Here is a 15158-nt window from a genome sequence, read left to right as displayed (position 1 = left end):
CGATCACCTCCTGAAGTAAAGCCGCACGCTATTTTGCGTCGATGGCCTGCAGATCGCCGGGCTTGATCTGCCCGTCCGAACGCCCTTTCAGATAGGCGTAAAGGTTCTCCCAGTTCTTTTGCATCATCTGGCTGGAACTGAAGTCGGGCATGCCTTTCTCGACCCGCCCGCCAAACACGGTGCGATGAAACTCGTTCTTGTCGAGCGTCTTGAACGCCTCGACGAGCGACGGCCCCACCATGCCCTGCTGCTGCGCGCCGTGGCAGCGTTCACAGGCAAGCGCGCGCCAGGTCTTCCATCCTTGCAACGTGTTGCTGTCCACCTTGCTGCCGTCGACCACCTTGTACGCCACCTGGGCAATCGCGGGATTGGTCTGAGCGTACGCGACAGGCAGCACGACGAAAAGGACCGGCAACGCCGCTCCCAACAAGATTGATCGGCCTTTCATATGCAGATGTCTCCTCGATCCTCGGGAAAGGGCCGCGCCGGCTGCTTCGTGCAGCGACGCGGACCCATGACTCAATTGAACCAACTGTTATTGAACCAGCCGTTGATTAACCGCCGGCACCGCCCGGAATGGCGAACACGAACAGCGTGCCGCCGAGCGCCGTGTACTTCGCGAGTTCGCGATAGCCGCCCACTGCGCCCAGACCTTCCGTCGACTTCTCGAGTCCTGCCGCCATGCCGATGCCGGCCCAGCCGCCGATGCCCGAGTACACGCCCACGTATTGCTTGCCCTGATACTGATACGTGAACACGTTGCCGATGATTCCCGACGGCGTCTTGAAGCGCCACAGTTCCTTGCCGTCCTTGATGCGGACTGCCTTCAGGTAGCCTTCGAGCGTGCCGTAGAACGCGATGCCGCCAGCGGTGGCGAGCGCGCCCGACCACACCGAGAACTTCTCCGGCTTGGACCAGACGATCTTGCCCTTCGCCGCATCCCACGCGATGAAGTTGCCCATCGCGTTGTTCTCGTTCGGACCCGGATACATCGACAGCGTCGCGCCCACATACGGCTGACCCGACACGTAATCGACATCGAACGGTTCGTAGTCCATGCAAACGTGATTCGTCGGCACGAGGAAGAGGCTCGAGTTCGGGTCGAACGCCGCGGGCTGCTGGTCCTTCGAGCCGAGCGCCGCCGGACAGATGCCCTTCACGTTGTGATCCGAACCGGCTGCCTGCGTCGAATACGCCGCGTTGCGAATCGGCTTGCCGCTCTTCAGGTCCACGCTGTCCGCCCAGTTCACGGCCGGATCGTACTTCTGCGCGACGAGCAGTTGGCCGCTCTCGCGGTTCAACGTGTAGCCGAAGCCGTTGCGGTCGAAGTGAACGATGGCGGGCACCTTCTTGCCGTCGATGGTCAGATCCGACAGGATCATTTCATTGACGCCGTCATAGTCCCACTCGTCGTGAGGCGTCATCTGATAGACCCACTTCGCCATGCCGGTATTCAGATCGCGGGCCATGATCGACATCGACCACTTGTTGTCGCCGGGACGCTGCGTCGGGTTCCATGTGCCCGGATTGCCGGTGCCGTAGTAGACAAGGTTGAGCTTCGGGTCCCACGCATACCAGCCCCACGTGGTGCCGCCGCCCAGCTTCCACTGATCGCCCTTCCATGACTTCAGCGACGAGTCTGCGCCAACCGGCACCATCTTGCCGTCGGTGTAGGTCATCGTCTTGTCGGGGTCCATCAGCATGTCCTTGTCCGGGCCCGTGCTAAATGCGGTCCAGACCGGCTTGCCCGTCTTGATGTCGTAGGCGATCAGGCGTCCGCGAACGCCGAACTCGCCGCCCGAGATGCCCGTCAGCACCTTGTCGCCGAATACGTGCGGCGCATTGGTGTTGGTTTCGCCGGCTTTCGGATTGCCGTTCTGCGCGCTCCACACGACGTCGCCGGTTTTCGCGTTCAACGCGACGAGCTTGGTGTCGGCCTGTTGCAGGAAGATCTTGCCGTCGCCATAAGCGAGCCCGCGATTAACGGTGTCGCAGCACATCACGGACACAACCGAGTCGTCCTGTTTCGGCTGGTACTGCCAGATGAAAGTCTGATCCTTGAGGTTGATCGCAATCACCTTGTTAGGGAACGGCGAGTGGATATACATGGTGTCGCCGATCACGAGCGGCGCGCCTTCATGGCCGCGCAGCACGCCGGTCGACATGGTCCATGCGACCTGAAGTTTGCCGACGTTGCTTTCGTTGATCTGCTTGAGTGGGCTGTAGCGGTGGTTGGCATAATCGCCTGCCTGAGCCGCCCAGTTAGACGGACTTTTCATGAGCCCGTCGAGCTGCGAATCGGCCTGTGCAACGATAGAGCTCAAGGCTGCCGACGCGAGGATCGCGAGCCCAAGAACCGTGGTGCGTAAGTTCATGTCTCCTCCAGAATGGTCTTGCTGTTCAACTCACGAATGACCCACGCTACCTCGCAGCACCGGGCGCGCCACCACGGAGCAGGGTAACGATCAACGCCATTCCCGATCGTTGTCGGGTTTTGCGGCGCATGTCGGCCAACGCATATTCCATGCCGATGCGGCAGCGGCGCACAGCGCAGGCGCTGTTACGAGGCGAGCGTCAAACGCCGCGCGGTCACATCGCATCAAGCCGCGCGCGGCGCGTCGGGCGTCGTCGGCCTTGGCATGTGACACGTGGATCAAACGGCAACGGCGGACGATCACGCTCGACGCCGCCCAACTGTGTCACGCCGTGACACCACCGATGCGCGGCATGTGGGACATACTGTGTCATGGCCCGATACGAAGCGTGTCCGTCGCGAGGCAGGCTGCATGCGAAGCGGTTCGCGCGATGCGTCGGGCCATCCGCCAGTCGCATGGCGCATCAATTGCAGCGCAACATGAGGCCGAGCGATCGATTCAACATTGCGATCCGACTTTGCGATCCAACATTTGCGGAGCAGCGATCATGGCAAGCACAGAAAAGGTCTATTCCGACGACGAGATCCAGCAACGTCTCGTCGGTCCGCTACAGCACTGGTACGTCGAAGACGGCTGGTTGCGGCGCAAATACCGCACCGAAGGCTGGAAGGGAACGCTGATGGTGGTAAACGCGGTGGGTCATCTCGCGGAGGCCGCCTGGCATCACCCGGATCTGACGGTCTCCTATGCATTCGTGATCGTGAAGCTCAAGACGCATTCGGCGAAGGGCATCACCGACAAGGACTTCGCGCTCGCCGGCAAGATCGAGTCGTTCATCCAGTGGCAGCCGGCCACCGAGGGCGGTCCACTGGAAGGCACGCCCACCGACGACCAGCGCTTCCGCTATATCAAGTACGACGCGCCGAAGCCATCGCAGGCGCCGGAAACATCGGAAGGCGGTTGACGCGACGCATCGCGCGGCAGCCTGGTACGCCTTTCGCTTGACGTCCTGCGCCGAGCGTCGCGCGATGGCGCTCATGGCCGCGCTCATGGCCGCGCTCATGGCCGCGCTCGTGGCCACAGTCACAGTCACGGCCACACCAATGGCCGCGTGACGATTCCTCCCGCTCGAGCGCCATCGGGTCACGCATGAACAAGGACACTCGCGATGCAGCTTCACGTTCGCCGCCTTTCGCCTGACGCCACCGTGACGGTCGACGCCCCCGCGCGGCTGCATCTGGGCTTTCTCGATCCGAACGCGTCGCTTGGGCGCGCGTTCGGCAGCGTCGGACTGATGATCGACGGCGGCGGCACTCGCATCGAAGCGCGCTTCGCCGAGCGCGACAGCATTAGCGGCGCGCTATCGGACGCGGAGCGCGAGCGCATCGCGATCTGTCTCGAACGGCTGCATGCCGCGTTCGACCCCACGCCGGTCGCGATCCAGGTCACGCAGATGCCGCGCGCGCACACCGGGCTCGGCTCGGGCACGCAACTCGCGCTTGCGGTCGGCATGGCGTTCGTGCGGCTGCTCGGCCATCTGGCGACGACGGCCGAACTGGCGAGCCTGCTCGGCCGTGGCGCGCGTTCGGGAATCGGCGTGCTCGGCTTCGATTCCGGCGGCCTGCTGGTCGACGGCGGGCCGTCCGGCGATTTGCGGCCGGGCGTGCCGCCGCTACTTGCACGCCAGCCGTTTCCCGAGAACTGGCGCGTGCTGCTCGTCAGCGACACCGCGCGAGAAGGTCTGCACGGCCCCGAAGAACGGCGCGGTCTCGCGGCGCTCGCGCCGTTTCCTCAGCGACTCGCCGCGCATCTGTGCCACCTCGTGCTGATGAAAATCCTGCCGGGCGCCGCCGAACGCAACATCGTGCCGTTCGCGCACGGCCTCACGGAGATGCAGCAGACCATCGGCGAATATTTCGCGCCCGTGCAGGGCGGCGTGTTCACGAGCCCCGGCGTCGAGCGCGCGCTGCGCGCGGTGGCCGCGCAACGCACCGCGGGCATCGGCCAGAGTTCATGGGGTCCGACGGGTTTCGCGATCGTCGGCAGCGCGCGCGACGCCGAAGCCGCGCTCGCCACCGCGCGCGAAGCGACGCGCGGCATGCCGCAGATCGAATGCACGATCGTCGGCGGACGCAATCGCGGCGCCACCGTGCGCTCGAGCGAGGCGCGGCAGCACCACCGCATCGGCGCAGCATGAAGTGCTTTTACTCCGCGCCGCGATTCGTGCACCGGGCGGCTCACGAACGGGCTGCGCGTGCTGGCGATGCCGCAGCACCGCGCGCGACGCGACGCACGTCACGAACTCCCGGACGTCACGAACGCCATCAACGTCACCAGCGTGACGCGCGCCACGACATGCGACTCGCGCAAACAGCATGGCGTACCAGCCCGCGCCTTTTGCGTCCTCTCGACGGGAGCGCGGCTTCTCTCGGCCCTTCCCTTGCGCAATCCACGACATCGCCATTGAAACGAGCCCCCTGCCATGTCCGACACCACTGAAAAACCCGCCGAACGGCCGTACATCCTGCACATGCTGACGGCCACGCCGCAGATGAGCCCCTTCGACGTGAACATGGCCGCCGATGCCGGCTACCAGATCATCGTGCCGTACTGCAACGTCGACGCGGGGATGGTGGCGAACCTTACGCAGGACGCGATCTTTTCGCGCGGGCCGAAAGGCGTGGCGCGCACCGGCATCTTCATCGGCGGACGCGACGTGATGCTCGCCGCCGACATGCTCGACAGCGCGCGCCGGGCAATGGTGCCGCCGTTCGAGGTGTCGGTATTCGCCGACCCGAGCGGCGCGTACACGACCGCCGCCGCGCTCGTCGCGCTCGCCGAGCGGCATCTCGCGAAGGCGTACGGCATGGAACTGGGCGGCAAGCGCGTGCTGATTCTCGGCGGCACCGGCGCGGTCGGGCGTGTGGCCGCGGCGATGGCGGCGTCGCTGGGCGCCGACGTTTGCATCGCCAGCCACACCGACGCGGCGCGCGCCACGCGGGTGAGCGACGAGCTCAATCAGCGCTTCCAGATTGTGACGAAAGGCGTGGGCACGGCGACGTCCGACGAACTGCGCGCCGCGCTCGGCGAGGCCGAGATCGTACTGGCGACGGCTGTCGCCGGCGTGCAGGTGGTGAGCCGCGACGACCTCGCCCACGCGCGCCACCTGCTGATCGCCGCCGATGTCAACGCCGTGCCGCCCGAAGGCATTGCCGGCGTGAACGTGATGAACGACGGCAAGCCGATCGACGGCGTGCCGACTGCGGGCGGCGCGATCGGCATCGGCGCGCTCGCGATCGGCAACGTCAAGTATCAGGTCGAGCACCGGCTTTTCACGCGGATGCGCACCGGCGGCAAGCCCGTGTATTTGAGTTTTCCGCAGGCGTTCGACGAGGCCCGCGCCGTCGCGGCCGGACTCGGCTGAGCGGCGCGCCGTGCGACAGGATCTTGTCATGTCACGCTTGACGGACCACGACCACAACCGCGGCGTGGCGCCGTTGCGGGAGCAGCCATGACGGCGCGTACGTCTTTGGCGCGTGCGCCGTTTGTCGCGGTGGCTGGGCTGTCCGCGCGCATGCTTGCGCAGTCCGCCGCGCGCGCGGGCCTGCGCGTCGTCGCGCTCGATATATTCGGTGACCGCGACACGCGCGAGGCGTCGGAGCTGTGGTTCGACATCGGCGGCGGCCCGTTGTCGATCGACGTCGCGCGGCTCACGGACGCGCTCGCCCGCAGCGCGCGCTTGCCGGGCCTGATCGGCTGGATCGACGGAAGCGGGCTCGAGCCGTTTATCGCGCAGTTGTGCAGCACGCCGGGTCTGCCGCGCTTCATCGGCAATTCCGTCGACGCCAGCGCTCAGGTGCGCGATCCGCGGCGTTTTTTTGCGCTGCTCGACGAGCTGGAGATTCCGCATCCGCAGGTTGCGTTCACACGACCTCGGGAGGCGTACGGCTGGTTGATGAAACGCGCGGATGGCTGCGGCGGGACGCATGTGGAGCCGCTTGCGGCGGTTGCGGCGCGCGACCCGCTCACCCACGACACTCCGCCGCAAGCCTACTTCCAGCGCCAAAGCCGCGGCCGCCCGATGTCGGCGCTCTTCGTCGCCGCGCGCGGCAGCGCTCGCGTGATCGGCTTCGCGCAACAACTCACGTGCAGGATGGGCACGCTGCCCTTCGTGCATGCCGGCTCCATCGGTCCGATCGGCTTGCCGCCGGCCGTCGAAATGCGGGTGCGCGCGGCGATCGCCGCACTGTGCGCCCGAGTCGGACTCGTCGGCATCAACAGTTGCGACTTTTTGCTCGACGGCGAGTCGTTCGAAGTGCTCGAGATCAACACGCGTCCGTCGTCGACGATGACGCTCTACGAAACCGCGTCGCCCGAAGCCTGGCCGCGCGGCCTGCTCGCCTGTCATATCGACGCGTGCCGCCTCGGCCGCCTGCCCGCCGAGCCCGCGCGCGCGGCCTGCTGCGCCGGCCAGCAGGTGCTGTTCGCGCCGCATCCGTTCACGGCGTCCGAGGCATTCAGCGACGCCTGCCTGCGCGATCCACGCTGCCGCGACGTGCCGATGCCCGGCACGCGGCTCGAAGCCGGCCAGCCGGTCTGCACGCTGCTCGTGCGCGCAGCGTCCGTGGACGCGGTTCGGCACGCGCTCGACGCGCAGCACACGCTGGTTCTTGAACGAATCGAAACCTGCCATGAGCCCTTCCATGAGCCCGACCGTGCCATCCTCCACTGCCACACCTGACGATAACCGTCCACCGCTGGCAGCCGCGCTGGCAGCCGCGCTCAGCGTGAACGCGCTCAGCGAACGCCTCGTCGCGCGTCTCGTCGACGACGCGCCGCGCTTTGGCGCCGCCGTCAGCCGCACGGAGAACGGCACCGTGCTGGTCGACGCGGGCGTGGCCGCGCCGGGCAGCGTCGCGGCGGGCGTGCTGATCGCGCGCATCTGCATGGGGGGCCTCGGCCATGTGACCGTGCGCGAGAGCCTGGACGCAAGGCCGCTGTGGCCGAGCACGATCGAAGTGCGCACCTCGTGGCCCGTGCTCGCCTGCCTCGGCAGCCAATACGCGGGATGGAGCCTCGCCGCCACCAAGGAGCAGACCGGCGGCAAGAAGTTCTTCTCGCTGGGCTCGGGCCCGGCGCGCGCGCTTGCCGTCAAGGAACCGCTCTTCGCGGAACTCGGCTATCGCGACCATCACGACCGGGGCGCGCTGGTGCTGGAAGTGGACCGTCTGCCGCCTCAGGTGATCATCGACAAGGTGCTCGCCGACTGCGGTCTCGCGCCCGAGCGGCTCACGCTTGTCACCACGCCGACACACTCTGTCGCGGGAACGGTGCAGGTGGTGGCGCGCGTCGTCGAAGTTGCGCTGCACAAGACGCACGTGCTCGGCGTCGCGCTGGATGAAGTGGTCGAAGCCGGCGGCTCCGCGCCGTTGCCGCCGCCCGCGCCCGACGGCGTTCAGGCGATGGGCCGCACCAACGACGCAATCCTCTACGGCGGCCGGGTGCATCTCACGGTCAGGCACGATGCGGTGGCAAAACGGCTCGCCGCCGAGTTGCCCGCGTCGAACTCGCGCGATCACGGCCGCCCGTTCGCGGACATCTTCACGTCGTTTAACTACGACTTCTATCAGATCGATCCCGCGCTGTTCGCTCCCGCCGAGGTGTGGGTCAGCAGCCTGGAAAGCGGCGCGACGTATCACGGCGGCAGCGTCGACGCGGACCTGCTGCACGCTCAATGGAGCGGCAAGCCATGAGCTTGCCCTTGCCGCTCGCATGCCCCAAAGCGGACGAAAAGGCCGAAAAGGACGACGGCGGCACGAACACGTCAGCCGCGCCGGCCCCGCTGCGCATCGCGATCATGACCGACGAAACCGGCTGGCACACCGGACGCCTGAAAAAAGCGTTTCGCGCGCGCGGCGCCGAGGCGCGCTGCGTCGACCTCGCCGACTGCCGGATCGATACGACATGGCAACCGCACGGGCTCGTGCTGCCCGGCTTCGGCCATACGCTGCCCGATGCGGTGTTCGTGCGCGGCATCGCCGGCGGCACGTTCGAGCAGGTCACGCTGCGGCTCGGCATCCTGCACGCGCTGCGCGAATCGGGCGTGCCGGTCTATAACGATGCGCGTGCGATCGAACGCAGCGTCGACAAATCGATGACGAGCTTCCTGCTGCATCGCCACGGCGTGGCGACGCCCGCGACGTGGGCGGGCGAATCGGCGGCGTTCGCGCAGCGCGTGCTGATGCGCGAGGCCGCGGCGGGCCGCCAGGTCGTGCTCAAGCCGCTGTTCGGCTCGCAGGGTCATGGGCTCAAGCGGCTCGGCGCGCGCCGCGCGGCGTCTGCGCTGCTCGCGCCGCTGCCTTCGCTGAAACCTTATAGCCAGGTCGCGTATCTGCAGCGTTATATCGACGGCGGACGGGCCGGCTTCGACTGGCGCGTGCTGGTGATCGGCGCGCGCGCGGTGGCGGCGATGCGCCGCACCGGCGGAAAGGGATGGATTCATAACTTCGCGCAGGGCGCGACGTGCGAGCCCGCCGAGCTTGACGCGCCGCTCGCGCAAACCGCCGTGCGCGCCGCCGAGGCGCTCGGGCTCGACTATGCGGGCGTCGATCTGATTCCCGATCCGCACGACGCCGCCCGGCCGCTCGTACTCGAAGTGAACGGCGTGGCGGCGTGGCGCGGCCTGCAATCGGTGACGCCGATCGATATTGCGGCTGCGCTCGTCGACGATCTGCTGTTTCGCAAGCTGCCGGCGCAGCGCAGCACGTCCGCGCTTGCCGAAACCGGCGACGCGGCCGTGGTGGCGCTGCATGGGCGTCATGGTTGAGCCGGAATCCGGTCGCGCCGACGAGCCAGGCGGCTCGACGGGCCGCTGGTTGAATCCGGACGCTCATCGCGATGCCGACACCACGGCGCATGAGCGCATGCGCGCTGCCTTCTTGACCGCCTGCCGCCTCGACGTCGACACGCCGAAGCCCGGCAACGTCAGCGTGGACAGCGAAGGACACGGCATGAGCGCGGCGCAGTTCCTCGCGAGCGCCGACGCCGCCGCCGACGCGCTGCTCGCGCGCGGTGCGCCGGTCGGCCAGCGCCTGCTCGACGCGGTGACGCGCACGCGCGCGGCCGTCGGCTGCAATACGAATCTCGGCATTCTGCTGCTGGTTGCGCCGCTCGCGGCGGCGCTCGAACAGACTGCGCATCCGCTGTCGGCGCCCGCATGGCAAGCCGCGACCGAACGCGTGCTCGCGCGGCTCGACATTAACGACGCGCGCCTCGCGTACCGTGCGATCGCGCTGGCAAATCCCGGCGGTCTCGGCGACGCGCCTGAGCAATCGGTGCACGACGCGCCGACGGTCGGCCTGCGCGACGCGATGGCGCTCGCCGCCGCGCGCGACAGCATCGCGCGTCAGTATGCGGAAGGCTTTCGCGACATCTTCGAAACAGGGCTTGGCGCTTTGCGGGAAGTTTATGGCGAGCAAGCGCTGAACGCGGCGCGTGAGGTCACGCTCGCCGCCACCCTAAACCTATTCCTCACCTTCCTCAGCACGTGGCCCGACTCGCACATTGTGCGTAAGCACGGCGCGGCCGTGGCGCAGAGTGTCACGCTTGCGGCACGCGAACGGCATGCGCAATGGCGAAGCACGCTCGCGCAAGCCCGCCTCGGCGCGACCGGCGCATCGCTCGAAACACTCGAAGCGCCCTCTGCATTCGACCCACTGCGCGCATGGGACGCCGAACTCAAAGCCGCCGCCATCAACCCCGGCACGAGCGCGGACCTGACCGTGGCGACGCTCTTCGTTGCCCTTTGTCTCGACGACGAGAACAACACGAGCCGCACTCACAGCGCACCATAAGCGCCAACCCGCCACGCTCTGGCACGGAACCTGTTAGTGAATGCCATCGTGCATCAACCGCCGCCGGGCGTTCGCGGACCAGGAGCGTCGCGGGCGGCGTGTCAGTCAGTCGGCAAGTCCCCCATTCCACTCATCGGAGGAACAGCATGGCCAAGATCAATCGCGTCCTGATAGGAGAGTCGCTCGTCGGCGACGGCAACGAGGTCGCACACATCGACTTGCTGATGGGACCGCGAGGTTCCGCTGCGGAAACCGCATTCTGCAATGCGCTCACCAACAATAAGGATGGCTTCACATCGCTGCTCGCGGTCGTCGCGCCGAATCTGCTAGCCAAGCCGAACACGATCCTCTTCAACAAGGTGACGATCAAGGGCGCGAAGCAGGCCGTGCAGATGTTCGGGCCAGCGCAGCATGCGGTGGCGCTCGCCGTCGCGGACAGCGTCGAGGACGGCACGATCCCGGCCGACGAAGCCGACGACCTGTTCCTGTGCGTCGGCGTGTTCATTCACTGGCAGGCGGAGGACGACAAGAAAATTCAGGAGTACAACTATAAGGCCACGCGCGAGGCGATCCAGCGCGCGGTGAGAGGCGAACCGACTGCTGCCGAAGTGGTACAGAAGAAGAGCAGCGTCGCCCATCCGTTTGCACCCAACTGATCGATGGCTCGGGTCCGCGCGCACGCCGCCGCACAGCGCTGCCGCGCGGACCTTCGCAGTGCGCCACGGTGCAATTGCTTTGAAGAGGCATGAGATGACCCTACGATGTCGCGCGCTGGCGGCGTGTGCCTGCATCGCGCTCGCCGCACCGCTCGCCTGGGCGGACGGCGATGCGCCCAAAGCGGCTGGCCCGGCGGGAGGCTACAACTACCCGACGACAGGCCGCGTCGAATACGTGCTCGCGTGCATGGACGACAACGGACACGATTTCGCCAACGTCTACAAATGCTCGTGCGTGATCGACAGAATGGCGACCGCGCTGCCCTACGACGAGTTCGTCGATCAATCCACGTTTTCCCGATACGCGTCGCTGGGCGGCGAAGGCGGCGCGGAGTTTCGCGTCGACCACGCGAAGGCTCAGACGAAGAAATTCCGCGCGCTGCAGGCCGACGCTTATCGTAGCTGCGGGCTCGGCACCGACAAGACGGCGGCTTCGAAGTAGAAGAATCGCGGGCACGCGGCCCGCACTATGTTCGCCACAGTGTGCGCTACCGAACCGGCCATGCCATTGCATGCGGTTCGGCCGCGCGTCACGTCAATTCGGAATCAGCCCTTGACCTAGCGACGCATAATCCGCGAGACCGCCTTGCGCAGCCGCCGGCTTCGGCATGTCGCTGCGCTGCCGTTCGATCTGCACGCCGACCGCCGCGACGTCGTCGAATTTGGCCGGCTTGGCGAGCGCCACGCGTACCCAGTGCGCGCCGAAATCGTTGATGAGCAGGCGCGCCACCGCTTCGGCGAGCGCCTCCAGCAGACGCACGCCGTGCGATTCCAGCAGCGCATGCAACGCCGCGCGCACCGCCGCATAGTTGATGGTGTCCTCGATACGATCGGTCGCGCACGCGCGCAGCGCCGGTACGCCGATCGCCAGATTCATGCGCACGGGTTGCGGCACGTGCAGTTCGCTGCTGTCGATTCCTATAATGGTCTGACCGATAAAGTTTTCGATGAACACGACGTCCATGCGGCCCGCCGGCGGCGCTTCGGAAGGCGCGCCCCACGGCGCGCTCGCGCGTGGCGCGGCGGTGTCGGCGGTCGAGGCGGCGATTGGGAAGCTCGCGAGGCGAGCGATGTCGATACGGTCCATGGTGTACTCCGCCGCCTAGCGGCAACAAGTTAAATGATGCAACCCGGGTAAACGCAAGTAGTACAGGATGAGCCGCGCGCGCAGCACGGTGCGGCGTGCATTGATTAAAAGCAAAAAGCGGGCGCAGCCTGTACTATTGATGCGACTTCGTATTGAACACGAACGACATCGGGCGTACAGTTTTAAGCCAACGCCTGACAACGGTCGCAGGCAGCACCAGTAGCAGCATCCATAGCAGCACCCGTAACAGGCGAATTACTCACTGCGCATACGGACCCAGAAGCCGCGGCGCGAGGGGATGACATTATCGATAAAGCGGTACACGTAGACGCGCAACGCGAAGTCCGGGCGAGCAGCAATACGCAGGGCAACGCAGGGCGCGCATGAATGTGCCGCAACGGAGACGAACCCCATGTCGTTGCTCGCTGACAGCTCCATGCACGTCCGTGAAATTCTCAACGTCGTCAATCATCAGTTGGCGACGCGGCCGACGAGCGAGCCCGTCGCTCAATCGTGGGCACGCTGCGTCAATGAATTCCAGCTCGATCCTTCCCGTTTCGTCACGCCGCCCATCCTGACGGAGTACGAACTAAGCTCGCGCCGCGAGGCGATGGGCGATCTGATCGCGTGTTCGAAGCTGGAAATGACCACGCTCTATCAGCAGTTGGCCGACCCCGAACTCGCGGTCGTGCTGGTCGACGCGGGCGGCGTGATCGTGCATCAGGTCTCGTCGGTGCCGTTTGCAGAAGCCGTCGCTTCGGACGGCTTTCGCGTCGGCGCGCTGTGGAGCGAGCGCGAAGCGGGCACCAACGGAATGGGCACGTGTCTCGCCGAGCGCGATTGCATCGCGGTGTGCCAGCACGAACATTTCTATCCGCGCTATACGTCGCTCACCTGCTCCGCCGCGCCGATCTTCGACGACAGCGGCGAGATCGCCGGCGTGCTCGACGTGACAAGCCGCTCCAAACTGTTGCAGCAACACTCGCTGGTGCTCGTCGGCATGTCGCGGCAGATGATCGAAAACCGTCTGATCGACGCGCGCTACCGGCACGCGAACATGATCCACTTTCATAGCCGGCCGGAATTCGTCGGCACGCTGCACGGCGGCAAGCTCGCGGTCGCGGACGACAGCACCGTGCTCGCCGCAAACCGCAGCGCGCTTTTCCAGCTCGGCTTCCGCTCGCTTGGCGAATTGCGCGGACGGCGTATCGAAGAGGCGTTCAATGCATCGCTCGAGGACATGATCGCACGCAGCATTCGCGGCTCGTTCCATCCGGTCACCGTGTACAGCGCGAACGCGACCAATCGTTTCTTCCTGATCGCACAGGCCGCGCAAAACGCCTCGGGCCGCGGCGCGCGCGTCGCGGTGGCGGGTCCGGCATCTGCATCGACATCGGCATCGGCGCCGCGCGCGAGCGCCTCGGACAAGCGGCCGCCGCCCGCACGGCTCGACGAGATCGCGCACCTGGAATTCGGCGACCCGCGCATGGCCTCGCAGATTCAGCTCGGCGCGCGCGTCGTGCAACGCAAGATCCCGATCATCCTCAGAGGACAAACCGGAACCGGCAAGGAAGTCTTCGCGCAGGCGCTGCACAGCATCAGCCCGCATTCGTCGGGGCCGTTCGTGCCGGTGAATTGCGCGTCGCTGCCGGAGAACCTGATCGAAAGCGAACTGTTCGGCTATCGGGCCGGCGCGTTCACCGGCGCTCAGCGCGAAGGACGGCGCGGCAAGATCGTGCAGGCCAATGGCGGCACACTCTTTCTGGACGAAATCGGCGACATGCCGCTCGCACTGCAGGCGCGGCTTCTGCGCGTGATCGAAGAACACGAGGTCACGCCGCTCGGCGCCGAGACCACCGTGAAGGTCAATTTCCAGTTGATCAGCGCGAGTCACCGCAATCTGCTCGAACTCGTGCACAGCGGGCAATTCCGCGAGGATCTGTATTACCGGCTCAAAGGCGTCGAGCTGAATCTGCCGCCGCTCGCGGAGCGAGTCGACAAGCTCCCGCTGATTCATCATCTGCTCGCGGCCGAGACCGACGACGATCCGCCGGAGCTGACGAGGGAAGCCGAGCAGGCGTTGCTGAGCTATGCATGGCCCGGCAACATCCGTCAGTTGCGTCACGTATTGCAAATGGCGATTGCGTTATGCGACGGACAACCGATCCGCTGCGAGGATTTGCCCGTCGAAGTCACGCAGCGCGAACCGGAGGTGGCGTCGCCCGCCGCGCCACAGGCGGCGCAGCCCGCCCCGCATGCAGACGACGACCCGGACCTTTCCGCGCTGAACGCGATTCAGTTGAACGAACGCGAGACGGTTCTTGCAATGCTCGAGGAAAACCGCTGGAACGTGAGCAACGTCGCCAAGGCGCTCGGCATCAGCCGCAATACGCTGTACCGGAAGATGCGGCGCCTGCAGATCCGTCTGTCGCACGACGGCTCGGGCAACGACGGCCTGGAAGCCGACGACGCGGCCGACGAAATCACCTCCGATGCGGCCGCACCCGAAGGCTCGCCGGGCGATGCCGCGCATCGCGCCCATGACGCATGAGTCAGGCGCCGGCTCGTCATCTCGCGGACTTCAAGCCCGATGCGCGCTTTGCGTGGTGCGTGACCGGCTCGGGCCATCTGCTCGAGGAGTCGATCGAGCTCGCGCTCGCCTTGCCGCGCACCGACCTCTTTCTCTCGGCCGCCGCCGAGGAAGTGCTGCCGCTCTACGGCTGGAAGCTGCCGCGACTGCGTGAGCGCTTCAACGTGTTCCGCGACAAGAGCGCGAGCGGCGTGCCGGTTGGCATGCTGTATCACGGCATGTATCACACTGTGATCATTGCGCCGGCCACCAGCAACACGGTGGCCAAGTGCGCGTTCGGCATCTCCGATACGCTGCCGACCAACATGTACGCTCAGGCGGGCAAGCAGTGCATTCCGGGCATCGTCTTTGCATGCGATACCGAGCCGACCGTGGTCACGCAAAGCCCTAACGAATGGGTCGAACTGCGGCCGCGGGCGATCGAGCTCGACAATGTGGAGCGCCTGTCGCGCTTCGAATATACGACGGTGGTGCGCTCGCTGGATGAGTTGAAGGCCGCGCTGGATCAACGGGTCGCGATGCTCGATCTTGCATGAA

Annotated in this window: 14 protein-coding genes; 11 read left to right on the top strand and 3 right to left on the bottom strand. The window is 66.3% G+C overall.

Annotated elements, in window-relative coordinates; all coding sequences use genetic code 11:
- Positions 1-28: 28 nt before the first annotated feature.
- Together BGRAMDRAFT_RS00330 and BGRAMDRAFT_RS00325 are read right to left on the bottom strand one after the other, a co-directional pair.
- Positions 29-448 (bottom strand): c-type cytochrome, encoded by a 420-nt coding sequence (locus BGRAMDRAFT_RS00330; protein WP_006046613.1) that lies wholly within the window; start codon positions 446-448, stop codon positions 29-31.
- A 106-nt stretch (positions 449-554) separates the two neighbouring features.
- Positions 555-2375 carry a methanol/ethanol family PQQ-dependent dehydrogenase gene (locus BGRAMDRAFT_RS00325; RefSeq protein WP_006046612.1) on the bottom strand — a complete coding sequence of 607 codons (1821 nt, stop codon included), beginning with the start codon at positions 2373-2375 and terminating at the stop codon, positions 555-557.
- Positions 2376-2922: 547 nt separating this feature from the next.
- Here BGRAMDRAFT_RS00325 and BGRAMDRAFT_RS00320 point away from each other — a divergent pair.
- The 9 genes from BGRAMDRAFT_RS00320 to BGRAMDRAFT_RS00280 all read left to right on the top strand — a co-directional run bounded on the left by BGRAMDRAFT_RS00320 (position 2923) and on the right by BGRAMDRAFT_RS00280 (position 11386).
- Positions 2923-3339, top strand: a complete 417-nt coding sequence (locus BGRAMDRAFT_RS00320) for a 4a-hydroxytetrahydrobiopterin dehydratase (protein WP_006046611.1) — start codon at positions 2923-2925, stop codon at positions 3337-3339.
- Positions 3340-3543: 204 nt separating this feature from the next.
- The gene (locus tag BGRAMDRAFT_RS00315; RefSeq protein WP_006046610.1) at positions 3544-4572 is read left to right on the top strand and encodes a beta-ribofuranosylaminobenzene 5'-phosphate synthase family protein; all 1029 of its coding nucleotides are present in this window, start codon (positions 3544-3546) and stop codon (positions 4570-4572) included.
- 285 nt (positions 4573-4857) lie between these two features.
- The gene (locus tag BGRAMDRAFT_RS00310) at positions 4858-5799 is read left to right on the top strand and encodes an NAD(P)-dependent methylenetetrahydromethanopterin dehydrogenase (RefSeq protein WP_006046609.1); all 942 of its coding nucleotides are present in this window, start codon (positions 4858-4860) and stop codon (positions 5797-5799) included.
- Between the two features lie 87 nt (positions 5800-5886).
- Positions 5887-7116, top strand: a complete 1230-nt coding sequence (locus BGRAMDRAFT_RS00305) for an ATP-grasp domain-containing protein (protein WP_006046608.1) — start codon at positions 5887-5889, stop codon at positions 7114-7116.
- Positions 7079-8128, top strand: a complete 1050-nt coding sequence (gene mch / locus BGRAMDRAFT_RS00300) for a methenyltetrahydromethanopterin cyclohydrolase (protein ID WP_006046607.1) — start codon at positions 7079-7081, stop codon at positions 8126-8128. Before BGRAMDRAFT_RS00305 ends, mch begins: the two co-directional genes overlap by 38 nt.
- Positions 8125-9201, top strand: coding sequence for an ATP-grasp domain-containing protein (locus tag BGRAMDRAFT_RS00295; RefSeq protein ID WP_006046606.1), 1077 nt, complete (start codon positions 8125-8127; stop codon positions 9199-9201). Before mch ends, BGRAMDRAFT_RS00295 begins: the two co-directional genes overlap by 4 nt.
- The gene (locus BGRAMDRAFT_RS00290; RefSeq protein ID WP_006046605.1) at positions 9185-10228 is read left to right on the top strand and encodes a triphosphoribosyl-dephospho-CoA synthase; all 1044 of its coding nucleotides are present in this window, start codon (positions 9185-9187) and stop codon (positions 10226-10228) included. The genes BGRAMDRAFT_RS00295 and BGRAMDRAFT_RS00290 overlap by 17 nt, the downstream gene beginning before the upstream one ends.
- Positions 10229-10374: 146 nt before the next feature.
- On the top strand, positions 10375-10884 hold the full coding sequence (gene fae / locus BGRAMDRAFT_RS00285) for a formaldehyde-activating enzyme (RefSeq protein ID WP_006046604.1): 510 nt from the start codon (positions 10375-10377) through the stop codon (positions 10882-10884).
- Positions 10885-10978: 94 nt separating this feature from the next.
- Positions 10979-11386, top strand: a complete 408-nt coding sequence (locus tag BGRAMDRAFT_RS00280) for a hypothetical protein (RefSeq protein ID WP_006046603.1) — start codon at positions 10979-10981, stop codon at positions 11384-11386.
- 93 nt (positions 11387-11479) lie between these two features.
- Here the strand turns inward: BGRAMDRAFT_RS00280 and BGRAMDRAFT_RS00275 are convergent, their stop codons facing one another.
- The gene (locus tag BGRAMDRAFT_RS00275; protein WP_006046602.1) at positions 11480-12031 is read right to left on the bottom strand and encodes a dihydroneopterin aldolase; all 552 of its coding nucleotides are present in this window, start codon (positions 12029-12031) and stop codon (positions 11480-11482) included.
- Between the two features lie 412 nt (positions 12032-12443).
- Between BGRAMDRAFT_RS00275 and BGRAMDRAFT_RS00270 the strand changes: the two genes are divergently transcribed.
- The gene (locus BGRAMDRAFT_RS00270; RefSeq protein ID WP_006046601.1) at positions 12444-14582 is read left to right on the top strand and encodes a sigma-54-dependent Fis family transcriptional regulator; all 2139 of its coding nucleotides are present in this window, start codon (positions 12444-12446) and stop codon (positions 14580-14582) included.
- Positions 14579-15157, top strand: a complete 579-nt coding sequence (locus BGRAMDRAFT_RS00265) for a flavoprotein (RefSeq protein WP_006046600.1) — start codon at positions 14579-14581, stop codon at positions 15155-15157. The genes BGRAMDRAFT_RS00270 and BGRAMDRAFT_RS00265 overlap by 4 nt, the downstream gene beginning before the upstream one ends.
- Position 15158: the final 1 nt, after the last annotated feature.

Source organism: Paraburkholderia graminis C4D1M, from assembly GCF_000172415.1.
GTDB classification, from domain to species: domain Bacteria; phylum Pseudomonadota; class Gammaproteobacteria; order Burkholderiales; family Burkholderiaceae; genus Paraburkholderia; species Paraburkholderia graminis.
This window is presented reverse-complemented; position numbering and strand designations above follow the sequence as displayed.

Excerpts from the sequence above, each read along its gene's own strand:
- BGRAMDRAFT_RS00305 (WP_006046608.1), top strand. The coding sequence starts at position 5,887 with ATGACGGCGCGTACGTCTTTGGCGCGTGCGCCGTTTGTCGCGGTGGCT.
- BGRAMDRAFT_RS00270 (WP_006046601.1), top strand. The coding sequence starts at position 12,444 with ATGTCGTTGCTCGCTGACAGCTCCATGCACGTCCGTGAAATTCTCAAC.
- BGRAMDRAFT_RS00310 (WP_006046609.1), top strand. The coding sequence starts at position 4,858 with ATGTCCGACACCACTGAAAAACCCGCCGAACGGCCGTACATCCTGCAC.
- BGRAMDRAFT_RS00290 (WP_006046605.1), top strand. The coding sequence starts at position 9,185 with ATGGGCGTCATGGTTGAGCCGGAATCCGGTCGCGCCGACGAGCCAGGC.
- BGRAMDRAFT_RS00315 (WP_006046610.1), top strand. The coding sequence starts at position 3,544 with ATGCAGCTTCACGTTCGCCGCCTTTCGCCTGACGCCACCGTGACGGTC.
- mch (WP_006046607.1), top strand. The coding sequence starts at position 7,079 with ATGAGCCCGACCGTGCCATCCTCCACTGCCACACCTGACGATAACCGT.
- BGRAMDRAFT_RS00295 (WP_006046606.1), top strand. The coding sequence starts at position 8,125 with ATGAGCTTGCCCTTGCCGCTCGCATGCCCCAAAGCGGACGAAAAGGCC.
- BGRAMDRAFT_RS00320 (WP_006046611.1), top strand. The coding sequence starts at position 2,923 with ATGGCAAGCACAGAAAAGGTCTATTCCGACGACGAGATCCAGCAACGT.
- fae (WP_006046604.1), top strand. The coding sequence starts at position 10,375 with ATGGCCAAGATCAATCGCGTCCTGATAGGAGAGTCGCTCGTCGGCGAC.
- BGRAMDRAFT_RS00275 (WP_006046602.1), bottom strand. The coding sequence starts at position 12,031 with ATGGACCGTATCGACATCGCTCGCCTCGCGAGCTTCCCAATCGCCGCC.
- BGRAMDRAFT_RS00325 (WP_006046612.1), bottom strand. The coding sequence starts at position 2,375 with ATGAACTTACGCACCACGGTTCTTGGGCTCGCGATCCTCGCGTCGGCA.
- BGRAMDRAFT_RS00265 (WP_006046600.1), top strand. The coding sequence starts at position 14,579 with ATGAGTCAGGCGCCGGCTCGTCATCTCGCGGACTTCAAGCCCGATGCG.
- BGRAMDRAFT_RS00330 (WP_006046613.1), bottom strand. The coding sequence starts at position 448 with ATGAAAGGCCGATCAATCTTGTTGGGAGCGGCGTTGCCGGTCCTTTTC.
- BGRAMDRAFT_RS00280 (WP_006046603.1), top strand. The coding sequence starts at position 10,979 with ATGACCCTACGATGTCGCGCGCTGGCGGCGTGTGCCTGCATCGCGCTC.